Below are 17,910 nucleotides of genomic sequence, written 5' to 3' on the forward strand. Positions count from 1 at the left end.
GGCTTAGCTGCTCAGTTCGGTATCTTTTTTCCCCGACTGCCCCTCCCCTACTCTCTTTCCTGAACCAACGGGCTGAGTACCGGTTAGCGCCTCTTTTAGCTGCCGCTCTACGGCCTCGTCATTCTGCTGCCGTAGCTTCTTCAGCGTCTCCCGGTGTGCCGCCAACTGGCCTTCACTGAGTAGGCTCAACTGGCCATTCAGGTTGTTGACCAGGATTTCATTCATCCGTAAAACCCGCTCCAGCGTGATACGGGACCGAAGCATTTCTTCCAGCATCGGGAGCAGTAAGCTGCGCTCCTCCTCCTGCATATAGCTGAAAACCCGGTCGCCCAGCTTCTTCACCTGCTGCATTATTAGCTGGCCCTCGCGGGCCACATCGTCCGCTGGGTTGAGTTGCCGGCTTGTGAAGTAGTCCAACGCTGCCTCGGTGTATTCACCAAGACTCATTTTCAGCCGGGTGGCAGCTTTCGTGGCGGCCCCGTGGCTGCTTGCATTTACCCGAATCTGCGGCTTCTGCTCTTTGGCCATTTCTACAGCTGAAACAGTGGCTAGGACTACGATTCAACGATAATATGTGAGCAAATACACACTGTAAATCAGTATGTTATGATATATAATCACATATTTTCAGCTCTGCTGAAATACAAGTAACACAAATACAAAGCTTTAGCGCCGTATTTGTGTTACTCTTCTTGCTAAAAAGAAATGAACGAGTATCAGTACGGCTTTACCTGCCCGATGTTGTCTACGGCCGTGAAATTACCAGCTGCCACTATTGCTAAGACTACCGCTAAGCTACGAGTTAGAATTACTACCCCATGGCCTAGATTGGTGCTCTCTTTCTTTTCTGATGCGCCACCTTCTATTTGATGTGTTACACCAGTCAGGCCATTGGGAGAAAAAGCCTGCTTAACCTTCTACTAACCGCTTTCCACCTTTCTACCAGAAACCCCTTGGTATCGCTGTAATCCCTCTTTAATCATTTTCTCACTACTTCACCACTTCGCTACTTTAAAATACGCATCTCATTACACCTGCTGATCATTTATTCGCTACCTCGCTACTTGACTACTTCGCCACCTAAAAAAGTTAGACATCAGGTTAATGTTTAATTTCTTCACCACCTCGCTACTTAACCACATCGCTACCTAAAAAGCCCAAATGATTAGTACTACACTGTTCGATGCTTCACTACTTCACCACTTGGCTACTTCGCTACCTACACTATCAATGCACCATCTTTTCCTCACTACTTCGCTACCTGACTACTTCGCTACTGATGCCATATCAACACTCTCGTTTTTTCGCTACTTCACCACTTGACCACTTCGACACCTTTTACTATTATATTTAATTTGCTACTTCACCACTTCGCTACTTGACTACTTAGATTTATTGCTACGTCGCTACTTAACTACCTCACTTCGTCGCTACCTCGCTACTTCGCCACGTAACTACTTCGCCACTTTTTATGTATGTTTGCGCTATCCGCCTGACTGACCACCCGGCGTAAAGTTCTTTAACCCTAACCAGTAAACCCATGCCCAAAATTATCAGCTTTGCCACTCAAAAAGGCGGCTCCGGTAAATCAACCCTACTACTCGTGCTCGCCGCTCCCCTGGCCACTGAGTATGGGCTAAAGATTGCCGTTCTGGATTGCGACTATCAGCAAAGCATCGTCAAAACCCGTGCTCAGCTGGACGCGCACAACCTGGCTAACCTTCAGAAAACCGACCCGGCGGCCAAGTACCCCTACGATGTATTCCCGCTGGCCCTGGATAAGATTTTCGAGTTCATCGACAATCCCGATAATCAGGACTACGACCTTATCATCATCGACGTACCCGGCCGGGCCGATGGCGACGATGTTTTCAACGCTCTCACGGCCTGCGACGCTGTAATTGTGCCCCTGGTATCGGATTACCTGGACCGGGCCTCTACGGCGGAGTTTATGGGCATTCTGGAAGCTATCAAGCAGTCTGCGGAGGAAGCTCAGTTGGATTTCCAATACTTCGGCCTTCCAACCAAGCGCGTCGCCGGCCGACGCGAAGAAAAGGACATGGATGAGTACATCGACGGGCTGGGCCTCTCGCGCCTCAACTCCTCCCTGGGCCTGCGCACCGCCTACAGCCGGGCCTCGACGCTCTATAGCTTGCTCAACCCTACCTACCGCACCTACGCGGGTGGCAACAAGGACACGGATGCCGAAATACGCCGCGTGTGTGAGGAACTGATAGAACGCCTGGGCTTGCCCCAGCGCAAAGCAGGGAACCAGCTCAGCGAGTCGGCCGATACGTCAACCACTAAAACCAACTAAGCAATGGGTATCGAGAAACCAAAAATCGAGCCTCGGCAGCGTATTCCCGTCTCTGCTGAGCGACGGAATCAGGCCCGGGCGGGCATGGATGGGGAGCTAGTCAAATCAACCAGTGCCACGGCTGCTGACGCTGCGCCGGCGGCTGTGGCCACCCCTGCAGTAGCCCCGCTGGCTCCGGTCGATGCTACGGTGCCTCCGGTGCCTCCGGAGCCAACGCCGGCCCCCGTAGCGGCTCCCGAGCCTGCAGCTGCATCGACCAGCCAGCCAGCACCGCCTGTTCAGGCGATGGCCACGGTGGCCCCCACGCTGCCGGCAGCCGCTCCAATGGCTAGCTCCGCTGCGCGGCCCCGGCGTGGGCGTAAGCCAGCCGCCCCGGATGCTGTGCTGATGGAAACCGAACGCTCGGTAAAAATTCCGGAAAGTGTCTGGAATGAGATTCGGCTGGCGCTGGTGCTGCTGCCCAAAGGGGAGGATAGCCCGGTTAGCATAAAGGCGTACTTGGTCGCCGCCCATCGGCACTATGAGGCGCAGCTGCGCAAGCAGGGCAAGCTACCGGCTAAGCCAGCGGAGAGTAAATAGCGTAATTTGCAGCACTGGTTAGGGGTAAGTCGTCGGTTTGGTCGCCGGCACTTGGCTTCTCCTTTCTGGCGCTGTAGCGCCAACCAAGGGCAGTTCCTACCAGGGCTGCCCTTGTTGTTACCTGCTTTCTGAGGTCAATGCACCTCCTGACATAGAAGAGCCCCGGCCTGAACAAGCCGGGGCTTTTTGTTGATGCACTTGAGTAGGGGAGGGGAGAGGTCAGCGCTCCTGCTGGTCCTGGCCACGCTCAGTTGCTTGGCTCTGCCCGGCCTCCCGCGCCTGGCCTGGGACCTGGCGGCACTGCTGGTCTTTAGCGCTTTCCATCACTTCACTACCAGACTGCCGGTGCACCGCGTCAAGCGTAGTGCTGATTCGCTCCAAGTCCGGGCTTTTCAAGCTGTACTGCACGTTCAGGTAGCTAACCCGCTGGCCCTGCTCTGATGCCGCGGCGGGCTGCACGTCGCTTACCTGTGCCCCACTCATGCGAACGGCCGCTTGTACCGCCTCGGCCTGGCCGCGGGCACCTGGCGCCCGCGCTGCTTCCGTAACCCGGATAGTTGCCTGCTGCATGTCCGCTGCCGATTGAGCTAACAACTGGTTAACCCGCTCCATCCGTTGGACGTGGGTCACGACACCCTTCACCCACTCCGGCGGCAGTGACTGCAAAGGAGCTATCAGGCCCTTTTCGATGAGCGCACCCGGCTGAAATGGCCGGCTGGTATTGTCTATCAGCTCGATGCGGTCAAATTCCTTATAGTTCTGCTTTAGCAGGGAAAGGGACTGGTGGTACCGCTGCTCGATGATGGCCGGGGGCACGTCGTGCCCGCCCTTGGCCACGCGGCTCAGTACCCGGTCCTGGCACTCGCGCACGGACTCCAAGCTGACGTACACCAACTCAATGCGGTAGCCGGCTGCTTTCGCGCCATGAATCAGCTTGTAGTCATTGGTCTGGGCCAAGTTGCTCTCAACCGAGAAAGAAACCCTGCTGTCACGTAGTTCCTTGATGCGCTGGGCGGTCATCGCCTCCACGTCAAAGCCGCTGAGCTGGGGGTTCTGCTGTTTCAGTACGTCGCCGTTCACCTGTTCCACCGATGGACTACGAGCCGCCATTGCGTTGAATAAGGTGCTTTTACCCGCGCCGTTTGGGCCGGCGAACACATAGAGTACTGGTTGCTGCTCCACCGGCCGCGCTTCGCTCACTAGGCTCCTACAGCGTCAAGCAGTAGCCGGCGCGTCTGTGGCTGGGTCAGCGAAACCTCGTACACCTCACCGGTGGCAGGGTATTCGTGCACGTAGCGGCCTTGCTCGTCCCGGTAGGAAAGGAAAGTATTCGCGGCAGCTGCCTCAGCCGCGCAGCTGCTCCCCAATGGATTTCTGAAACTCCGGCGTCGTCAGCTGGGCGAGAAAGTTGGTTACTGGGGAGTTCATGGTAGGAGGCAAAGGGTACACGAATATAACGCAAGCGCCGGTAAAGTAGTGGCATTGTGCCCAAGAAAATGAGCGCAGCAACCGGCCAGCAGGTACTGAAAGAGGGGAGGGGCAGTTGGGAAAAAAGGAAGGGATGCCCCCGCGACTTACCTACTGGTCGTGCTGCTCGTCGCCGGGATGCTCGGGGTACTCCTCGCTGTCTTGGTTATCATCCGGCTCCTCCTGGGGAGGGTATTCCGGTATCCAATCCTGCGCGGTGCCGGTGGCGACTTCCTCGGCCTGGCAGTTGGGCACGGGTTGCGCAAGCTGCTGCGGGGACTGGGGCCGGCGTGGCTCCAACTCGCGGCCAAAGAAATGGCCTAGCGTTACGCCGGGTGCCTGCTTTTGGTACCAGTCGGGCATTTCGTCCGGCTGGCAGATTACGCCTAAGTACCCGTCGGCGTGGAAATAGGCCCGCACGACGGCTGGACCAAAGCCGTTCATGTGAATATGAACGCGGGAGCCGATTTCAGGCACGGCCGAATCTCCCGACCAATCGAGGTTGATTGGCAGGCTCAGGCGGGTTGGATAGCCCAGCCACTGCGGGCAAGGGGTCACGGAATTCAGCCACTGGTAGGGGCTAATCTGGGGCTGCTTCGGCGCGGGGGTAGTATTCATAGCGGTATATTTCCTATTGAGAAAATCAGATTGGGAGCTATCCGGCTGCTGGTGCTAGGCTGCCTGGGCAAGCTGGCTGCCGAAAACGCAGTGGGCGCGGGGGTGCATCTTGTGGGCACGTCGGCTGCCGGGGTGGAAGGGCTGGGTCACGAGGCCGATAAAGCCGGCGGCGTGGCAGTAGCCCAACACCTTCACCGTTTCGACCTTCCCGCCTTGGTTAGCGCTCACGTACACCCCGACTGGGGGCACCGGCTGCTGGGCCGACCAATGCAGCCCGCCTGGCAAGGCTTTCAGGCTGGGCACGGCGGTAAACTCGGGCGTGGCCAGGCGCAGTTGGGCCGCTTCCTGGCGGGCCTGCTCAGTTGCGGCCTTCTTGGCGGCGTGGGTGGCGCGCATTTTAGCCAGACGAGCGGCGGGGATGCGGCGGGCGGGGCGGTACAGATTGGCACTTTTCATGGCTAGAAGGGCGTTTTTTACGTTGTTGCTTACACTCATTAAACGTAATAGACGCATCTTGTTGCAAAACATACATTTATAAATGTATGTTTTGCAAGTATTATTCAACCTTTTTCCCCCACTGCCCCTGAGTAGGCTAGTGCATGGTGGTATTGGTTTCATTGTGGCTTGGACCAAGAGCTGACGGACCGTGGCCAAGTGAGAGATTTTGCCCAATCCTTCATCCTGGTTGTCTGGCAACATTTCCCCCGTTCTGGAGGTCTTGGTAGCTATGAGCTACATCGTGAGAGACCAAGAGTTAGTGCTTCAGCACTGGCCGGGTAAAGGAGCCTGGACTTATCACCTTATCATCCCGAACTCGCGTGATATTCCCGGTACGTGGGGTCACATCAAGGTGTCGGGCACAATAGATGACTACACGGTTGAATCACGGAATTTGGCCCCGCGCAAAAATCAAGACAAAATGCTCTCTGTGAATGCTGCCATCCGCCAGCATTTGGGCAAGCAAGCTGGCGACACGGTGCGCGTCACGCTCTATCGCGAGCCTAACCCAGTATTGGTCCGCGAAGCCGCGGTACTAGCTTGCTTAGACGACGCCGGCGTGTTGACGTCATTTAACGCTCGGAACGCCAAAGACCGACGAGCTTTATTGCACGAGGTGTTTTCTCAGCCGGACGCCACGCGACAGGAAAAGAAAATCCTGGCCCTGATTGCTATGCTTGGCTTGCAGAGTACCACTGGGTGAATTCACGAGAAGTGCAGTTTCAGCAGGCAGTGTGGCCGCTCATTCAACTTTTGGACTAAAGTTTTAACTAAAATCCATAGGGTAGTGAATGCCGCACCCGTTCTTGGCTTCATCGGAGAATAGCTAAAACTTGCCCTGTGCGCGACTTGGCGGCTGGATGGTAGCAGCGCTACATGAACGGCTGCGGGTTGATTCTGCAGCCTCTTGAGGCACTAATTCAGCCCTTCCCGGCTCGGCTGGCCTCCATTGGTAGTGGGTTAGTAATTAGAGAAGTAATAAAGGAGTATAACAGGAAGTAGGTGATAGTAGAAAAAGGTAATTAAATCTTGAAAAAGTACAACGTGTTTTTATTCGCGTATATGCTTTTTTGGACTGTCCTGTTTTGTTGATTCTCGACTTGCCCACACAGTTTTATACCCTAAATGCTTCTCGTTCTCGCGTAACAAGGTTGTAGGTTATTTTAAGAAGATGGTAAGGTAAACCCTAATAGTAACTAGTAAGGAGTAAATCGAATAAACCTGCTTCTTTAAGGTAATAAACCTGCTTCTTTAAGGTGAGTCTGAGTGAATAAACCTGCTTCTTTAAGGTAATAAACCTGCTTCTTTAAGGTAATAAACCTGCGCACTTTTACACAAGCTGGTTTTTTTCGCCGTATGTTTCGGCCTGATATCACTGGATGAGGCAAAAGTGTCTCTGGTGGCTGCAACCGTAACCTATCGGCTAGATGTTAGGAAACCGACTACCCCGCGTTACCCTGCCTGTTCCCATGCTGGAACTAGACCTTCAGTATGAGCCCGAAGCGCTGGCGCGGGTCAAGCAGCATTGGGCAGCCACCTTCGCCCACCAGCGCAGAATTTCCGTGTACGGCAAGCGCATTATGGCGCGGGTGATGGAACAAATCAAGGAAGATGACTTGCAGCTGCGCGACTACTATCAGCTGCGGGTTTCCTCCGTGGTTGAGGGCACTGACATTGATACCGACACGGCTTATTCTTTCCTGAAAAAAGCTATCTACGAACTGGCCCACGTCACCTGGGAGTTCGAGAGCCTGGACGGGAGCGAGTGGTACATCCGCCACCTGCTGGATACGACCAAGGAACGGCGCGTAGGCTTCAAGGATGGCATTATTACCATCATTCTGAACCCGCAGCTAGCGCCTTACTTCGTTCAGATTGCCGGTCAGTATTCGACCTACAAGCTGGATGGCTACATGGGTCTGCACAGCTGGTACAGCATGCGGTTCTTTGAGATATTATCCGCGTTTCGGGATACCGGCTGGTGGGAAGTGTCGCTGGAGGAATACCGTCTGCTCATGGACTGCGGCCAAGAGCTGGACAAGTACGGCTCCCCCCAAAAAGGACCGGAAAGGCAACCCGGTCATGAAGCACGCCGACACCAACGAATTGATTAAAAAAACGGTGCTGGGGGCACAAAAGGAGTTGGAAAGAACGCCCTGCGCCTTCGTCTACAATCCTATCCTGGAGGCTAACCGGGCCGGTAGGGGACGGAAGAAGATAGTGGGCCTGCGCTTCGAGCTGCTGCACAAGCAGTCTACTGTTATCCCGGCCTCGTGGCTGGCCGACGAAATACTACGCCCGGTTATCGACCGGCTGCGGGAGTTCAAAGTTACTGAACGTAACATTGCACTTTACCTAAAAGTGATGGAGGTAGTCGAAGCCCGCAAGCTATTGCGGGAGTGGCAGCTCAAAGAGAACAGCCAGAAGAAGATTGACGACAAGCAGAAGTATTGCAACGCCGTTTTCGTGCGGGTCGGCAAGCAAATCAGCGAGGAGAAGAAGAAAGATGCTCTACTGGCCCGGCAGGTGGTGCAAGCCGCACTGGGGTTTGATAAAAAGTAGCTGGCCCGTAGAATCGCATACTCGTTCCCGATAAGGCCTGGCTCCTGAACCCAGTGGTGCTTATCAGCTTTCGATAATTGTATTCCCAACGCTACGAGAGGAAATACCTGTTAAAGGCCATTTCCGGTAGGCACTTCTATCGCTATTTACTCGACCACCTCAGGGCCCCATAGCTTCCGCACCCAGTTGCGCAAGGCATAAATACGGGAGTTGACGTAGCACTCCTGGCAGTGGCTGAAGTTCCACAAGCAATCCACCGTATCCGTGAATAGGTGGAACAGCAGACCTACGGCTACAATCTGCGTCGCCGGCAGCAGGAGCAACAGCACGTATGCCGGTATGGCGTAGAAGGAGTGCAGCGGGTGATACCCAACACTGCAGCGCAGCGGGTCGAAAATGGGTTTGGCCAGCAGGTGGTCCAGGTCAATGGCCATCGTGGCCAGCATAACTAGGTAGGCGGTTTGCCACATCAGAGGAAAAAACACCAGCGCCAACACGACCGGAAAAACGAAGTGCAGGCCGTAATGCACCAGCGTTTGGGCGCTGGATAGCTTGGGGGAGGCGTAGTCGCGGGGGCTGTGCGGAGCCACCAGCTGGGTGGCATTGCACGCCGTATCCCCGGGCGTTACTTCGGCAAACCTTCTGCCCGGCTCACCGGCCGACTTTGTCTTCTGCTTACGCCCGCTGTTTCGCATGTTTGCTACCCGAGGCCGTGCGTCGGTATTGATTCGCTGCGGCAGGGTGGGGGGATACTGGGCGGTGACGACCGTCGCTGTGTCAACGCGCTGGGCCGGCGGCGGATGGTGGTACCCGGGGCCAGTTGCAAAACGAGGGCCGATAGCCGATGAGCGGCAACCGGTCAGTAGCAGAACCAAGCCGGCAGCAACGGATAGAATGAGTCGAAAAACAGACAACGGAAGTACAATGAACATTTCCACGGAACAAGCCGGCTGGTGACCCACTTGGCCCCCATCGCTCGCTGAAAGCAAAAAAGGCAGCTCCGCAAGAGCTGCCTTTTTTCACGGACTAAAATCAGGGCTAGCGGTTACGCGTCAGCCAGCTCTGCAAGGAGGCTATTTCCTGGCGCTGGTCGGCGATGATGGCCTGGGCCAGGGCGCGGGTGGTGGTGTTGCGGCCGTATTGCAGCAGGGCCTCCGAGTTGTCGATGGCCGCCTGGTGGTGGTCCACCATAAGTTGGGCAAAGTCATAATCCGGCCGGGCCGTCATCGTGCGGGCGTCGCTGGCGGTCATCATCTTGTCCATGTTGGTTTTCTGCACGGTGTTGAACTGCGGCACCAGGGGCTGCATGGGCTGGTGGCCGCTCGTGAAGGCGTTGAACTGCCCGATTTCGGCCCGCTGCTTGGTGATGATGTCCTGGGCAATGGTCTTCATTTCCTGGTTGCTGCCGGTGCGCAACTCTTCCTCGCTCATCTTGATGGCCGCGTCGTGGTGCAGCACCATCTGGGTGGCGTAGTCGTGGTCGGGGTCCTGGGTTTTGGCCTGCGCGTCCATCTGCGTCATCATATCCATCATGATTTTCATGTAGGCGCTATCGTGCTTCATGTCGTCCATGTCGTGGCCTTTGGAGCAGGAAGCTGCGAAAAGCCCTAACAGAACCAGCAGTAGCAAGTGTAAACGGAGACGGTGCATGGCGTTGATGAGGTTTTTATGAACCCCAATAACACCAAATACCGCCTATTGGATTTTACAAATTCCTACCATTTCCTTGCATAATTTCCGGCTTCGCTTACTACTCCGGCTCGTCGTCTGCGCCACGGTTGATAATGGGCAGAATCTGGTACAGCATCTCCTTGGGAATGCCCAGCATATCGCGCTTCTCTGCGTAGTTTTCCAAAAATAAGGCGAAGGGATGCACGCTCTGCATCTGCCGCTGCTCGTCCTCGGCGTCGCTGATACCGGCCCAGGCTGGGGTACGCAGGTAAGCCACGTACTCTTCCAGCACGTCTTCAAACACCAGCCGCCCATCGCGGAAGTCCTCGTGGTAGGCTAGAAGCGTATCGGCGTCAATGATAATCAGCGGGCGCACGTTGTGCACGAATAGCCCTTCCTGCTCCAGTTTGGCTAGCTCTTCCTGAAACCAGTCGTTGACAACTACGTTCAAGCCGGGCTGGTTGTAAAGCCGGTCGTGCACCACCAGCACCGGGTATAGTATCAGCTCGGCCGGGTCGAAATCGGTATCAAAAGCCAGCTGCTTGCGGAGCAGTCGTGCTACGTTGTTGGCCAGCTGCTTCGCCGCTTTGGGGTGCTGCTTATCGTCTTCGTGAAACTTCTTTTACCTCGTCCAGGTACGTGGCAAAGTCGTGGCCCGCCTTGGCATCCTTATGCACCAGCACGTCTTTTGACTCGAAGAGCACGGCCCGGTTATCGTTACGGAAATAGTAGTCGGGCTCTGACTGCCCTTTCAGCTGCCAGCCATCGAAGATGGCCCGGCCGCTCAGAACCAACCCCCGGCCCTGAAAAATAGCATCCAGCAGCAGATAGAGCAGGTATTGTTCTGAAAACAGGTCGCAGTAAACGGAGCGCCAATCCGGCTCCCGCTGGCCTTTTGGCAGCGTCCTATTAGCGACATTGAACTGGAAATATAGTCCCTTGTGCAGTGCTTCCAGTACCAGTACTGGATAAACCAGTGCAAAAGTACCCGGCTCCTCTTCACACAGCGGCGTAGCTCGCAGACTAGTGAAATCGGCCTGGTCTAACGGTAAGTTCTCGGGAAGAGTGAAATGCCGTAAAAAGGCGCGATTAGCCTCAAAGTCAGCATCGGGAGCTAAATCAACCGCAATTCGGCCGCGTTTCGTGGCCTGAATGACGGGCCTGATTACCCCGCCAAGCTTGCGGAAGTATTCCGGCCAATCCTGGCAGCCGAAGCGCTGCAAAAAGGCTTGCAACAGAGGATTGAATCTAGCTTCTGCCTCCATAAACTCAAAAAATCGCACCGATTTCATGAGTTGCAGCATGGCAATATTGGGCAAGCGATGATTCACCAACTCAAAGTCAGAGAAAGTACCTGCCAGCGCTAGAGCCGCCAACCGTTTTGTTGGTAGCAACCGATTAGCATCCGCCATGGCCTGGTCCTGCTGCCGAATGTATGGGCCATTTAGCGCCAGGCAGGCCTTATAGAGGTTTCGCTCTACCTCTGGGTAGGACTGGGTGTCCGGACAATCGGGCAACTCAAAGCAGTAGCCATAAAGCTGAAGCACTACCTTGGGGTGCAAGAAATTAACCTTAGCCCCAGTGCGCTGAGCTAAGTCTCTCATTTTATGATACACGACCGTTGCAAAAGAGCGATTGTGCGGAGCAAAAATCTGCTCCATGTCCGTTTTATAGTCACGCTCCGAGGCGGGCACCTGACTTAGGTAACCTAGCAAATGTGCCACGCATTGCAAGCGTCGCAGCCGGCTGATACCCGCCAGATAAGTCTCAATGGGTAAGCTTGGGTCAGCAAATACGTCGGAAAAGTCAACGAGAAGTTGTCGGGTCATAACAGAGCAGGAGCCAGGAAAATAGGTGAATGGCTCCTGAATTGATGAACAGCGAAAAACTGCCCGGCGTTAATTATACTGCTGACTTTTCCCGCATATAGCCTGCTTACCCACTTACCGGCGGCTACAGCAGCGCGTCGAGGCTGCGCCGGGCGTGGCTGGCGGGCCCCAGCCGCTGAAACTCGGTAGGGGTGAGGCCCGTCACCTGCCGGAACTGCCGCGAGAGGTGGGCCGGGGAGCTGTAGCCCAGTTGCTCGGCCACCTGGGCCATGCTCAGTTCGCCGTAGCCAATGAGTTCCTTAGCCCGCTCCACCTTCTGACGGATAATGAACTTCTCGATGGTCAGCCCTTCCTCGGAAGAAAACAGGTGCGACAGATAGTGGTAGTCGCGCCCCAGGTGCTCCACCAGATAATCCGAGTAGTTCAGCAGGCGCGGGCCCGGTACCGGGTAGTGAATGAGCGTCACCAGCAGCGTCTTTATATGTTCCACCAACTGCGCCCGGGGGTCTTCGAGCAGGGCGAAGCCCGCATCGAGCAGGCTGCGGCGCACGGCCTCCAAGTCTGGCATCGCGCCAGCCGGAGCCGATACATCGGCCTCACCCAGCACCACGCGGTGCACCTGCAGGCCCAGGGCCGTCAGGTCTTCTTTCACCACCCGGATGCACTGGGGGCACACCATGTTCTTAATCAGCAGCCGGTGCGTACCGGGAGCGGGCAGCGTAAAGCCGGCGCGGAGTTCAGGGTTCATAGGGCGGGCTTATTTCACTACAAGGCTGCCCCGCAGCATACCCATGCCACAGGTAAATGTGAAGGTACCCGCCTGCTGGGGCAGCAGTTCCACCAGCGTCGTTTTGAAGGCCGGCAGGTCGCGGCGAATGCTGAAATCGGGCATGAGCAGTTCCTCGGAACAGCTGTTCTCCTCGTCGCGGTAAAAGCTCAACTGCACGGGCTTGCCGCGCTCCACCTCAATCACGTCGGGCGAGTAGCCGCCCTTCACGGTGATGTCTACCTCCTGCACCCCGCTGATAGTAGAAACCGCGCTAGCCGTCTGGCGGGCGGAAAAGAAGAAGTACCAGATAACAAAGCCGCATAAGGCCAGGCCTGCCAGAGTCACGATGATTTCGGGAGTATCCATCACGTTAGTTTTTAACCGGGGAGAAGCTGCGCAGCCGCAGCGAGTTGGTGAGCACGGATACTGAGCTGAGGGCCATCGCTCCTGCCGCCAGCATGGGCGAAAGCAGGATTCCAAAGAAGGGGTACAGCAGCCCGGCCGCAATGGGAATACCCAGGGTGTTATAGATAAAGGCGAAAAACAGATTCTGCTTGATGGTGCGAATCGTCTGACGCGAGAGTTCAATGGCTGTCACCACGCCCTGCAAATCCGAGCGCATGAGCGTGATGCCGGCGGCTTCCATCGCCACGTCGGTGCCGCCACCCATCGCCAAGCCGATATCGGCCTGGGCCAGGGCTGGCGCGTCGTTGATGCCGTCGCCGACCATCGCTACCGTGCGGCCTTCGGCCTGCAACTCCTTCACCTTGCCGGCCTTGCCGCTCGGCAATACCTCGGCGAAGTAGCGCGTGATGCCGACCTGACCGGCCACCTGGGCGGCGGTCTGGGGGTTGTCGCCGGTCATCATCACCACCTCAATGCCCATACTCTGCAGCCGCTTGATGGCGGCAGCCGAGGTTTCGCGCACGGTGTCGGCCACCCCAATTACGCCCGCCGCCTGGCCGGCTACGGCCACGTAGAGCACCGTTTTGGCCTGGGCCAACAGTTCGTCGGCCTGCTGGCGCACGGCCGGGGGCAGAGAGATGCCGGCTTCTTCAAGTAGACGGAAGTTGCCAATGAGCACGGGCTGGCTGTTTACCACGGCCTGCGCACCTTTTCCTTCCACGGCCTGGAAGTCGCTGGCCGAAACCATCACCGTTTGCCGGGAGTCGGCGTAGCGCACCACGGCTTCGGCCAATGGATGCTCACTCTGCCGCTCCACAGCGGCTACCGCTTGTAGTAGCAAACCTGCATCCTGCCCGGTCGCCGGCACGAAGTCTGTCACGGCGGGCTCGCCGCGGGTGATGGTACCGGTTTTATCGAGCAGCACAGTATTCACCTGGTGGGCTTTCTCCAACGCCTCGGCGTTGCGGATGAGCACGCCGTGCTCGGCGCCTTTGCCGGTGCTCACCATGATGGCCGTAGGTGTAGCCAGCCCCAGAGCACAAGGGCAGGCAATGATGAGCACAGCCACGAAGTTGACCAGCGCCAGCGGTAGCCGCGCTTCCACCGGAGCCAGGTCGAACCAGAGCACGAACGTTAGGATGGCAATGACCACCACGGTGGGCACGAAGATGGCGCTGACCTTATCGGCCAGCCGCTGGATGGGAGCACGGCTGCCCTGGGCATCCTCCACCAGCTTTACAATCTGTGAGAGCATGGTATCAGCCCCTACTTTGGTCACGCGGAAGCGGAAGGAGCCCGTTTTGTTGAGCGTGGCCCCAAATACCGGGTCGCCGGCTTTCTTCTCCACCGGCAGGCTTTCGCCGGTGAGCATGGCCTCGTCCACGGCGGAGCTGCCCTCCAGGATGAGGCCGTCGGTGGCCACCTTTTCACCTGGCCGCACGACTACCACATCCTCCAGCTTCACCTGCTCGATGGGCACGTCCACTTCCTGACCGTCCGACCGCACCACCCGGGCCGTTTTGGCTTGCAGCCCCATCAGGGCCTTGATGGCGGCCGACGTCTGCGTTTTGGCCCGCAGTTCCAGTAGTTTGCCCAGCAGAATCAGGGCAATGATGGTGGCTGTCGTGTCGTAGTACACCTCGGGCATAATGCCCCGGCGCATAAACCAGCCCGGCACCACCGTGGCCGCGAGGCTATAGAGGAAGGCAGCCCCGGTGCCCACGGCAATCAGCGTATCCATGTTGGCGGCCCGATGCTTGAAGCCGTTCCAGGCCGAAGTGTAGAACTCGCGCCCACTGTAGAGCAGCACCGGCAAGGTCAGCGCGAGCAGGCCATAGTTCAGCCACTGCATATTTACGCGGGCCATCATCGCCGGCCAGAGCATGAGCATGCTCAGGGGCATAATGACGACGGCCAGCCCCGTGGCCACCCAGAAGCGACGCTTAAGCTTGACGTAGGCCAGGGCTTTCTGCTGGTCGATTTCCGCTTGCCGGTCGGCAGCGCTGGTGTCGGGGGCGCGCTCGGTTACGCCGTAGCCGGCCTGCACAACGGCCTCTTTCAGCGTGGCCGGGCTGGCCTGGGTGGGCAGGTAGTCAACCGTGGCCTTTTCAGTGGCGAAGTTGACCACGGCCCGCTGCACGCCCGGCGTGCGGGTCAGGGACTTCTCGACGAAGGACGCGCACGAGGCGCAGGTCATGCCTTCAATATCGAGGGTTTCGGTTTTGGTGGTTGGTTCCATAGAAGGTTGCAGCAGGACCGCTACGTGGGGCCGGGAAACGCGTAGTTCTCAGCGCTAGAAAGTACATTACAAAGGAACGGCCACCCCGCAGCAGGGTTAGTACGGAATCCCACCCGATACTTGCATAATTTGCACGTAGCCAAGCTGGCAATGGATTTACATAATCCGGCCGTGGACTTGCATAATTTTGCGGTCTTTTACCCAGGCCTCTTACCACGAGCCCAGCGGAAAGCAGCCTGATGCCTTTTTGAGGTCCCTTTTCCCAGGCGAAGTGCCCTCCCGACCAAACGACCCGGAAACTCTTTGCTTGGAAACGGGGTAAGTGAGCGGTACCGCCTTTTCGTAGAGAAGTCTACTTTTGCGGTTGCTTAGCGCCTGTCATGTTCCGTAGCCTGTTTCCTTTCCGCCGTTTGCTGGCGACGAGCTTCCTGCTCGTCTTCGTCAACGTGTTCGTGGGGCAGTGCTGGTGCGCGACGATAAATCCCGTGCAGGCCGCGCCCGCGCCGGTAGCCCAGACCGCTGCCTCGAAGAAGCCCACGCACCCCGGCTGCCACGGTCACGGCAAAGCGTTGACCCAGCAGCAACCGGTTAAGACCAAGCAAGGCCACGGCCATTCCAGCTCCAAGCCCATGGGCAAGGAGGACTGCTGCAAAGACAACTCGGCGACCATTCTTAAGTCGCTCGCGACACCCGGTGAAAAGCAGCTGCTCTCGCCCGCCCCGGCCCTGCTGCCGGTCAGCAATGAGTTCTTTTTCCGGCCCGCCGCTGGCGCGTGGGACCGCACGCACTCGGTCGTTCTGGTGCTCCGTGAGCACCTACCCCCCAAAATACCCGACATCCGAATCTTTATTCAGTCCCTGACGGTCTGATTGATTTGACGCACCCAAGGCTCGCCCTGGCATAGCTCCGCTATGTCCGGGGCGGGCCTTTGTTTTGGCGTGTCCGCCCGGCGTATCGAGCCGCTTATCTCCCTCATCTTACTGGTTTTACCTCACTCAACAATGAAGAGTTGTTGCCAGGAAGCGGGCGCTCCGCCCCCGAGAGGGCCAATTCGTCGCCTGCTTTCCTACCTGCTTTATGCCGCGGTGGCCGCCGTGTTGGGCTTCGTGCTCTGGCAGCAATGGCAGGCCTAACCCTTCGGCAGAAACACACCGGGGCTGCTGGATTCAGCGCCCTCCAACCAAACCCCATTCCTCTTTCTATGCACCGCTTACCCCTTTCCCTGCTGGCCGTTGCCAGCCTGCTCACCGCTGCCAGCTGCTCCTCCGACTCGGCCTCCAGCAGCGCCACCGACACCATTACGACGCCCACCAACGGCCCGGCTGAAGGCACCGCCGACCACGCCGGCGGCCACACCTATGCCTGCCCCATGCACCCCGAGGTGACCAGCACCCAGGACGGCGAGAAGTGCCCCAAATGCGGCATGAAGCTGGAGCACAACGACGCCGTTTCCAATGGCAAGACCTACGAAATGAAGCTCGTGCCCACGCCCACGCAGGTGACGGCCGGACAGCCCACCACGCTGGCTTTCACGCCTCGTGAAACCGGCAACGAATCGGCTCCCGTGCCCTTGGCCGTGGTGCATGAGAAGAAGATTCACCTCATCATTGTGAGCAAGGACCTGGGCCAGTTCTACCACGAACACCCCGAGTACACCGCCGCCGGCGACTACAAAGTGCAGTACACCTTCCCGAAGGGCGGCGACTACGTGCTGTTTCAGGACTATACACCCACCGGCTCGGGCCACCAGCTGGGCCGCCAGCCCCTCACGGTGAAAGGCACCGCCTACGCGCCGGTCAAGTTCAAAAACGACGATATGCAGTGGGAAAAGGATGGATACCAGGCCACGCTTTCCTTCGACAAAGACCTGAAAGTGGGCCAGCTGCTGGGCATGAAAATCAACATCAGCAAAGGGGGGCAGCCAGTAACCGACCTGGACAATTACCTCGGGGCGCTGGGCCACGTGGTGGTCATCAGCGAGGACACGCAGAACTACCTGCACGTGCATCCCAACGACCAGGCCGACAAAGGCCCCAACATCGGCTTCAACACCAACTTCGAGAAGCCCGGCCTCTACCGCGTGTTTCTGCAGTTCAACCACGCGGGCAAAATCCACACTGGCGACTTCACCATCAACGTGAAGGCCTAGCCTGGCCCGGCTCCCTTTTCATTTCCCACTTATCTCCGCCAAACCCATGAAAAAGTCTGCTTTTTTCCTTGCCACCCTCTGCTCGGGCTCCTTGCTGGTGGCCAGCTGCAATAGCGATAAGGCTGCCGATTCGACGGCTACGACCACAGAAACCACTACCGATGCCGCGGCTTCCGGCGATATGGCCGGCATGGACCACTCTGCGATGGGGCACGAGGGCGCGGCTGCGGCCGGCAGCTCGCCGCAGTTGGTAGCCATGAACGAGATGATGACCAAGATGCACGCCGCGCAACCTAAGGGCAACACCGACCACGACTTTGCCCACCACATGTTGGAGCATCACAAGGGCGCGGTAGTAATGGCTGACATCCAGCTGCGCGACGGCAAAGACGCCACCATGCGCCGCATGGCCGAGCAAATCAAAGCCGACCAGCTCAAGGAAATCACCGCGCTGGAAACCGCCGCCACCCGCCTGGATAATGCCCCGACCAACTACCAGCCCAATGACCCGGCAGACCCTTTCACCAGCAAGATGAAGGCTTCGATGGACGGGATGATGCAGAACATGCCCAAGGCAGTAGCCGACCCCGACATGAACTTCAACATGCTGATGACGGTGCACCACCAGAGTGCCGTGGACATGGCCAAAGCCGAACTGGCCCACGGCAAGGACACCAAGCTCAAAGAGATGGCCCAGCAGATGATTGATGCCCAAGAAAAGGAAATCGCCGGCTTCAAGGCCTGGCACCAGCAGAACGCCGACAAGATGTAATCCCTCGGGGGGCAGGCCGCACCGCCGGTTGGCGG

Annotated in this window: 19 protein-coding genes; 8 read left to right on the plus strand and 11 right to left on the minus strand. The window is 57.5% G+C overall.

Annotated features, from left to right (window positions below; all coding sequences use genetic code 11):
• Window positions 1-3: 3 nt before the first annotated feature.
• Window positions 4-528 carry a BfmA/BtgA family mobilization protein gene (locus LRS06_RS23920; protein ID WP_257873800.1) on the minus strand — a complete coding sequence of 175 codons (525 nt, stop codon included), beginning with the start codon at window positions 526-528 and terminating at the stop codon, window positions 4-6.
• Between the two features lie 1,012 nt (window positions 529-1,540).
• Here LRS06_RS23920 and LRS06_RS23925 point away from each other — a divergent pair.
• Both LRS06_RS23925 and LRS06_RS23930 read left to right on the plus strand, forming a co-directional pair.
• On the plus strand, window positions 1,541-2,317 hold the full coding sequence (locus LRS06_RS23925) for a ParA family protein (protein WP_257873801.1): 777 nt from the start codon (window positions 1,541-1,543) through the stop codon (window positions 2,315-2,317).
• 3 nt (window positions 2,318-2,320) lie between these two features.
• Window positions 2,321-2,896, plus strand: coding sequence for a hypothetical protein (locus tag LRS06_RS23930; RefSeq protein ID WP_257873802.1), 576 nt, complete (start codon window positions 2,321-2,323; stop codon window positions 2,894-2,896).
• 219 nt (window positions 2,897-3,115) lie between these two features.
• On the opposite strand, the gene LRS06_RS23935 is transcribed toward LRS06_RS23930, so the two are convergent.
• From LRS06_RS23935 to LRS06_RS23945, 3 genes are all read right to left on the minus strand, one after another.
• Complete coding sequence (locus tag LRS06_RS23935; RefSeq protein WP_308239933.1) at window positions 3,116-4,096, minus strand: zeta toxin family protein; 981 nt, start codon at window positions 4,094-4,096, stop codon at window positions 3,116-3,118.
• A 378-nt stretch (window positions 4,097-4,474) separates the two neighbouring features.
• Window positions 4,475-4,981, minus strand: coding sequence for a hypothetical protein (locus LRS06_RS23940; RefSeq protein ID WP_257873803.1), 507 nt, complete (start codon window positions 4,979-4,981; stop codon window positions 4,475-4,477).
• A gap of 54 nt (window positions 4,982-5,035) precedes the next feature.
• Window positions 5,036-5,437 (minus strand): hypothetical protein, encoded by a 402-nt coding sequence (locus LRS06_RS23945; RefSeq protein WP_257873804.1) that lies wholly within the window; start codon window positions 5,435-5,437, stop codon window positions 5,036-5,038.
• A 271-nt stretch (window positions 5,438-5,708) separates the two neighbouring features.
• On the opposite strand from LRS06_RS23945, the gene LRS06_RS23950 reads away from it, so the two are divergent.
• The 3 genes from LRS06_RS23950 (at window position 5,709) to LRS06_RS23960 (ending at window position 8,041) form a co-directional block, all read left to right on the plus strand.
• A complete protein-coding gene (locus LRS06_RS23950; RefSeq protein WP_135533143.1) occupies window positions 5,709-6,182 on the plus strand; it encodes a DUF1905 domain-containing protein in 474 nt (157 codons plus the stop codon).
• A gap of 766 nt (window positions 6,183-6,948) precedes the next feature.
• Window positions 6,949-7,593, plus strand: coding sequence for a replication initiation protein (locus tag LRS06_RS23955; RefSeq protein ID WP_257873805.1), 645 nt, complete (start codon window positions 6,949-6,951; stop codon window positions 7,591-7,593).
• Window positions 7,562-8,041: a hypothetical protein gene (locus tag LRS06_RS23960; protein WP_257873806.1), complete on the plus strand. Its 480-nt coding sequence runs from the start codon at window positions 7,562-7,564 to the stop codon at window positions 8,039-8,041. The genes LRS06_RS23955 and LRS06_RS23960 overlap by 32 nt, the downstream gene beginning before the upstream one ends.
• Before the next feature lie 146 nt (window positions 8,042-8,187).
• On the opposite strand, the gene LRS06_RS23965 is transcribed toward LRS06_RS23960, so the two are convergent.
• From LRS06_RS23965 to LRS06_RS23995, 7 genes are all read right to left on the minus strand, one after another.
• Window positions 8,188-8,631, minus strand: a complete 444-nt coding sequence (locus tag LRS06_RS23965; RefSeq protein WP_257873807.1) for a DUF6122 family protein — start codon at window positions 8,629-8,631, stop codon at window positions 8,188-8,190.
• 448 nt (window positions 8,632-9,079) lie between these two features.
• Complete coding sequence (locus tag LRS06_RS23970; RefSeq protein WP_257873808.1) at window positions 9,080-9,691, minus strand: DUF305 domain-containing protein; 612 nt, start codon at window positions 9,689-9,691, stop codon at window positions 9,080-9,082.
• Between the two features lie 100 nt (window positions 9,692-9,791).
• Complete coding sequence (locus tag LRS06_RS23975; protein WP_257873809.1) at window positions 9,792-10,193, minus strand: hypothetical protein; 402 nt, start codon at window positions 10,191-10,193, stop codon at window positions 9,792-9,794.
• A gap of 118 nt (window positions 10,194-10,311) precedes the next feature.
• Window positions 10,312-11,541, minus strand: coding sequence for a hypothetical protein (locus tag LRS06_RS23980; RefSeq protein WP_257873810.1), 1,230 nt, complete (start codon window positions 11,539-11,541; stop codon window positions 10,312-10,314).
• A gap of 124 nt (window positions 11,542-11,665) precedes the next feature.
• Window positions 11,666-12,289 carry an AraC family transcriptional regulator gene (locus LRS06_RS23985; RefSeq protein ID WP_257873811.1) on the minus strand — a complete coding sequence of 208 codons (624 nt, stop codon included), beginning with the start codon at window positions 12,287-12,289 and terminating at the stop codon, window positions 11,666-11,668.
• A gap of 9 nt (window positions 12,290-12,298) precedes the next feature.
• Entirely contained in the window at window positions 12,299-12,676 is a 378-nt protein-coding gene (locus LRS06_RS23990; protein WP_257873812.1) for a cupredoxin domain-containing protein, read from the minus strand.
• A 4-nt stretch (window positions 12,677-12,680) separates the two neighbouring features.
• A complete protein-coding gene (locus LRS06_RS23995) occupies window positions 12,681-14,954 on the minus strand; it encodes a cation-translocating P-type ATPase (protein WP_257873813.1) in 2,274 nt (757 codons plus the stop codon).
• 380 nt (window positions 14,955-15,334) lie between these two features.
• Between LRS06_RS23995 and LRS06_RS24000 the strand changes: the two genes are divergently transcribed.
• From LRS06_RS24000 to LRS06_RS24010, 3 genes are all read left to right on the plus strand, one after another.
• The gene (locus LRS06_RS24000) at window positions 15,335-15,823 is read left to right on the plus strand and encodes a hypothetical protein (protein WP_257873814.1); all 489 of its coding nucleotides are present in this window, start codon (window positions 15,335-15,337) and stop codon (window positions 15,821-15,823) included.
• Window positions 15,824-16,155: 332 nt separating this feature from the next.
• Complete coding sequence (locus tag LRS06_RS24005) at window positions 16,156-17,103, plus strand: heavy metal-binding domain-containing protein (protein WP_257873815.1); 948 nt, start codon at window positions 16,156-16,158, stop codon at window positions 17,101-17,103.
• A gap of 46 nt (window positions 17,104-17,149) precedes the next feature.
• Window positions 17,150-17,875, plus strand: a complete 726-nt coding sequence (locus LRS06_RS24010; protein WP_257873816.1) for a DUF305 domain-containing protein — start codon at window positions 17,150-17,152, stop codon at window positions 17,873-17,875.
• Window positions 17,876-17,910: the final 35 nt, after the last annotated feature.

Source organism: Hymenobacter sp. J193 (genome assembly GCF_024700075.1).
Classification (GTDB): Bacteria; Bacteroidota; Bacteroidia; order Cytophagales; family Hymenobacteraceae; genus Hymenobacter.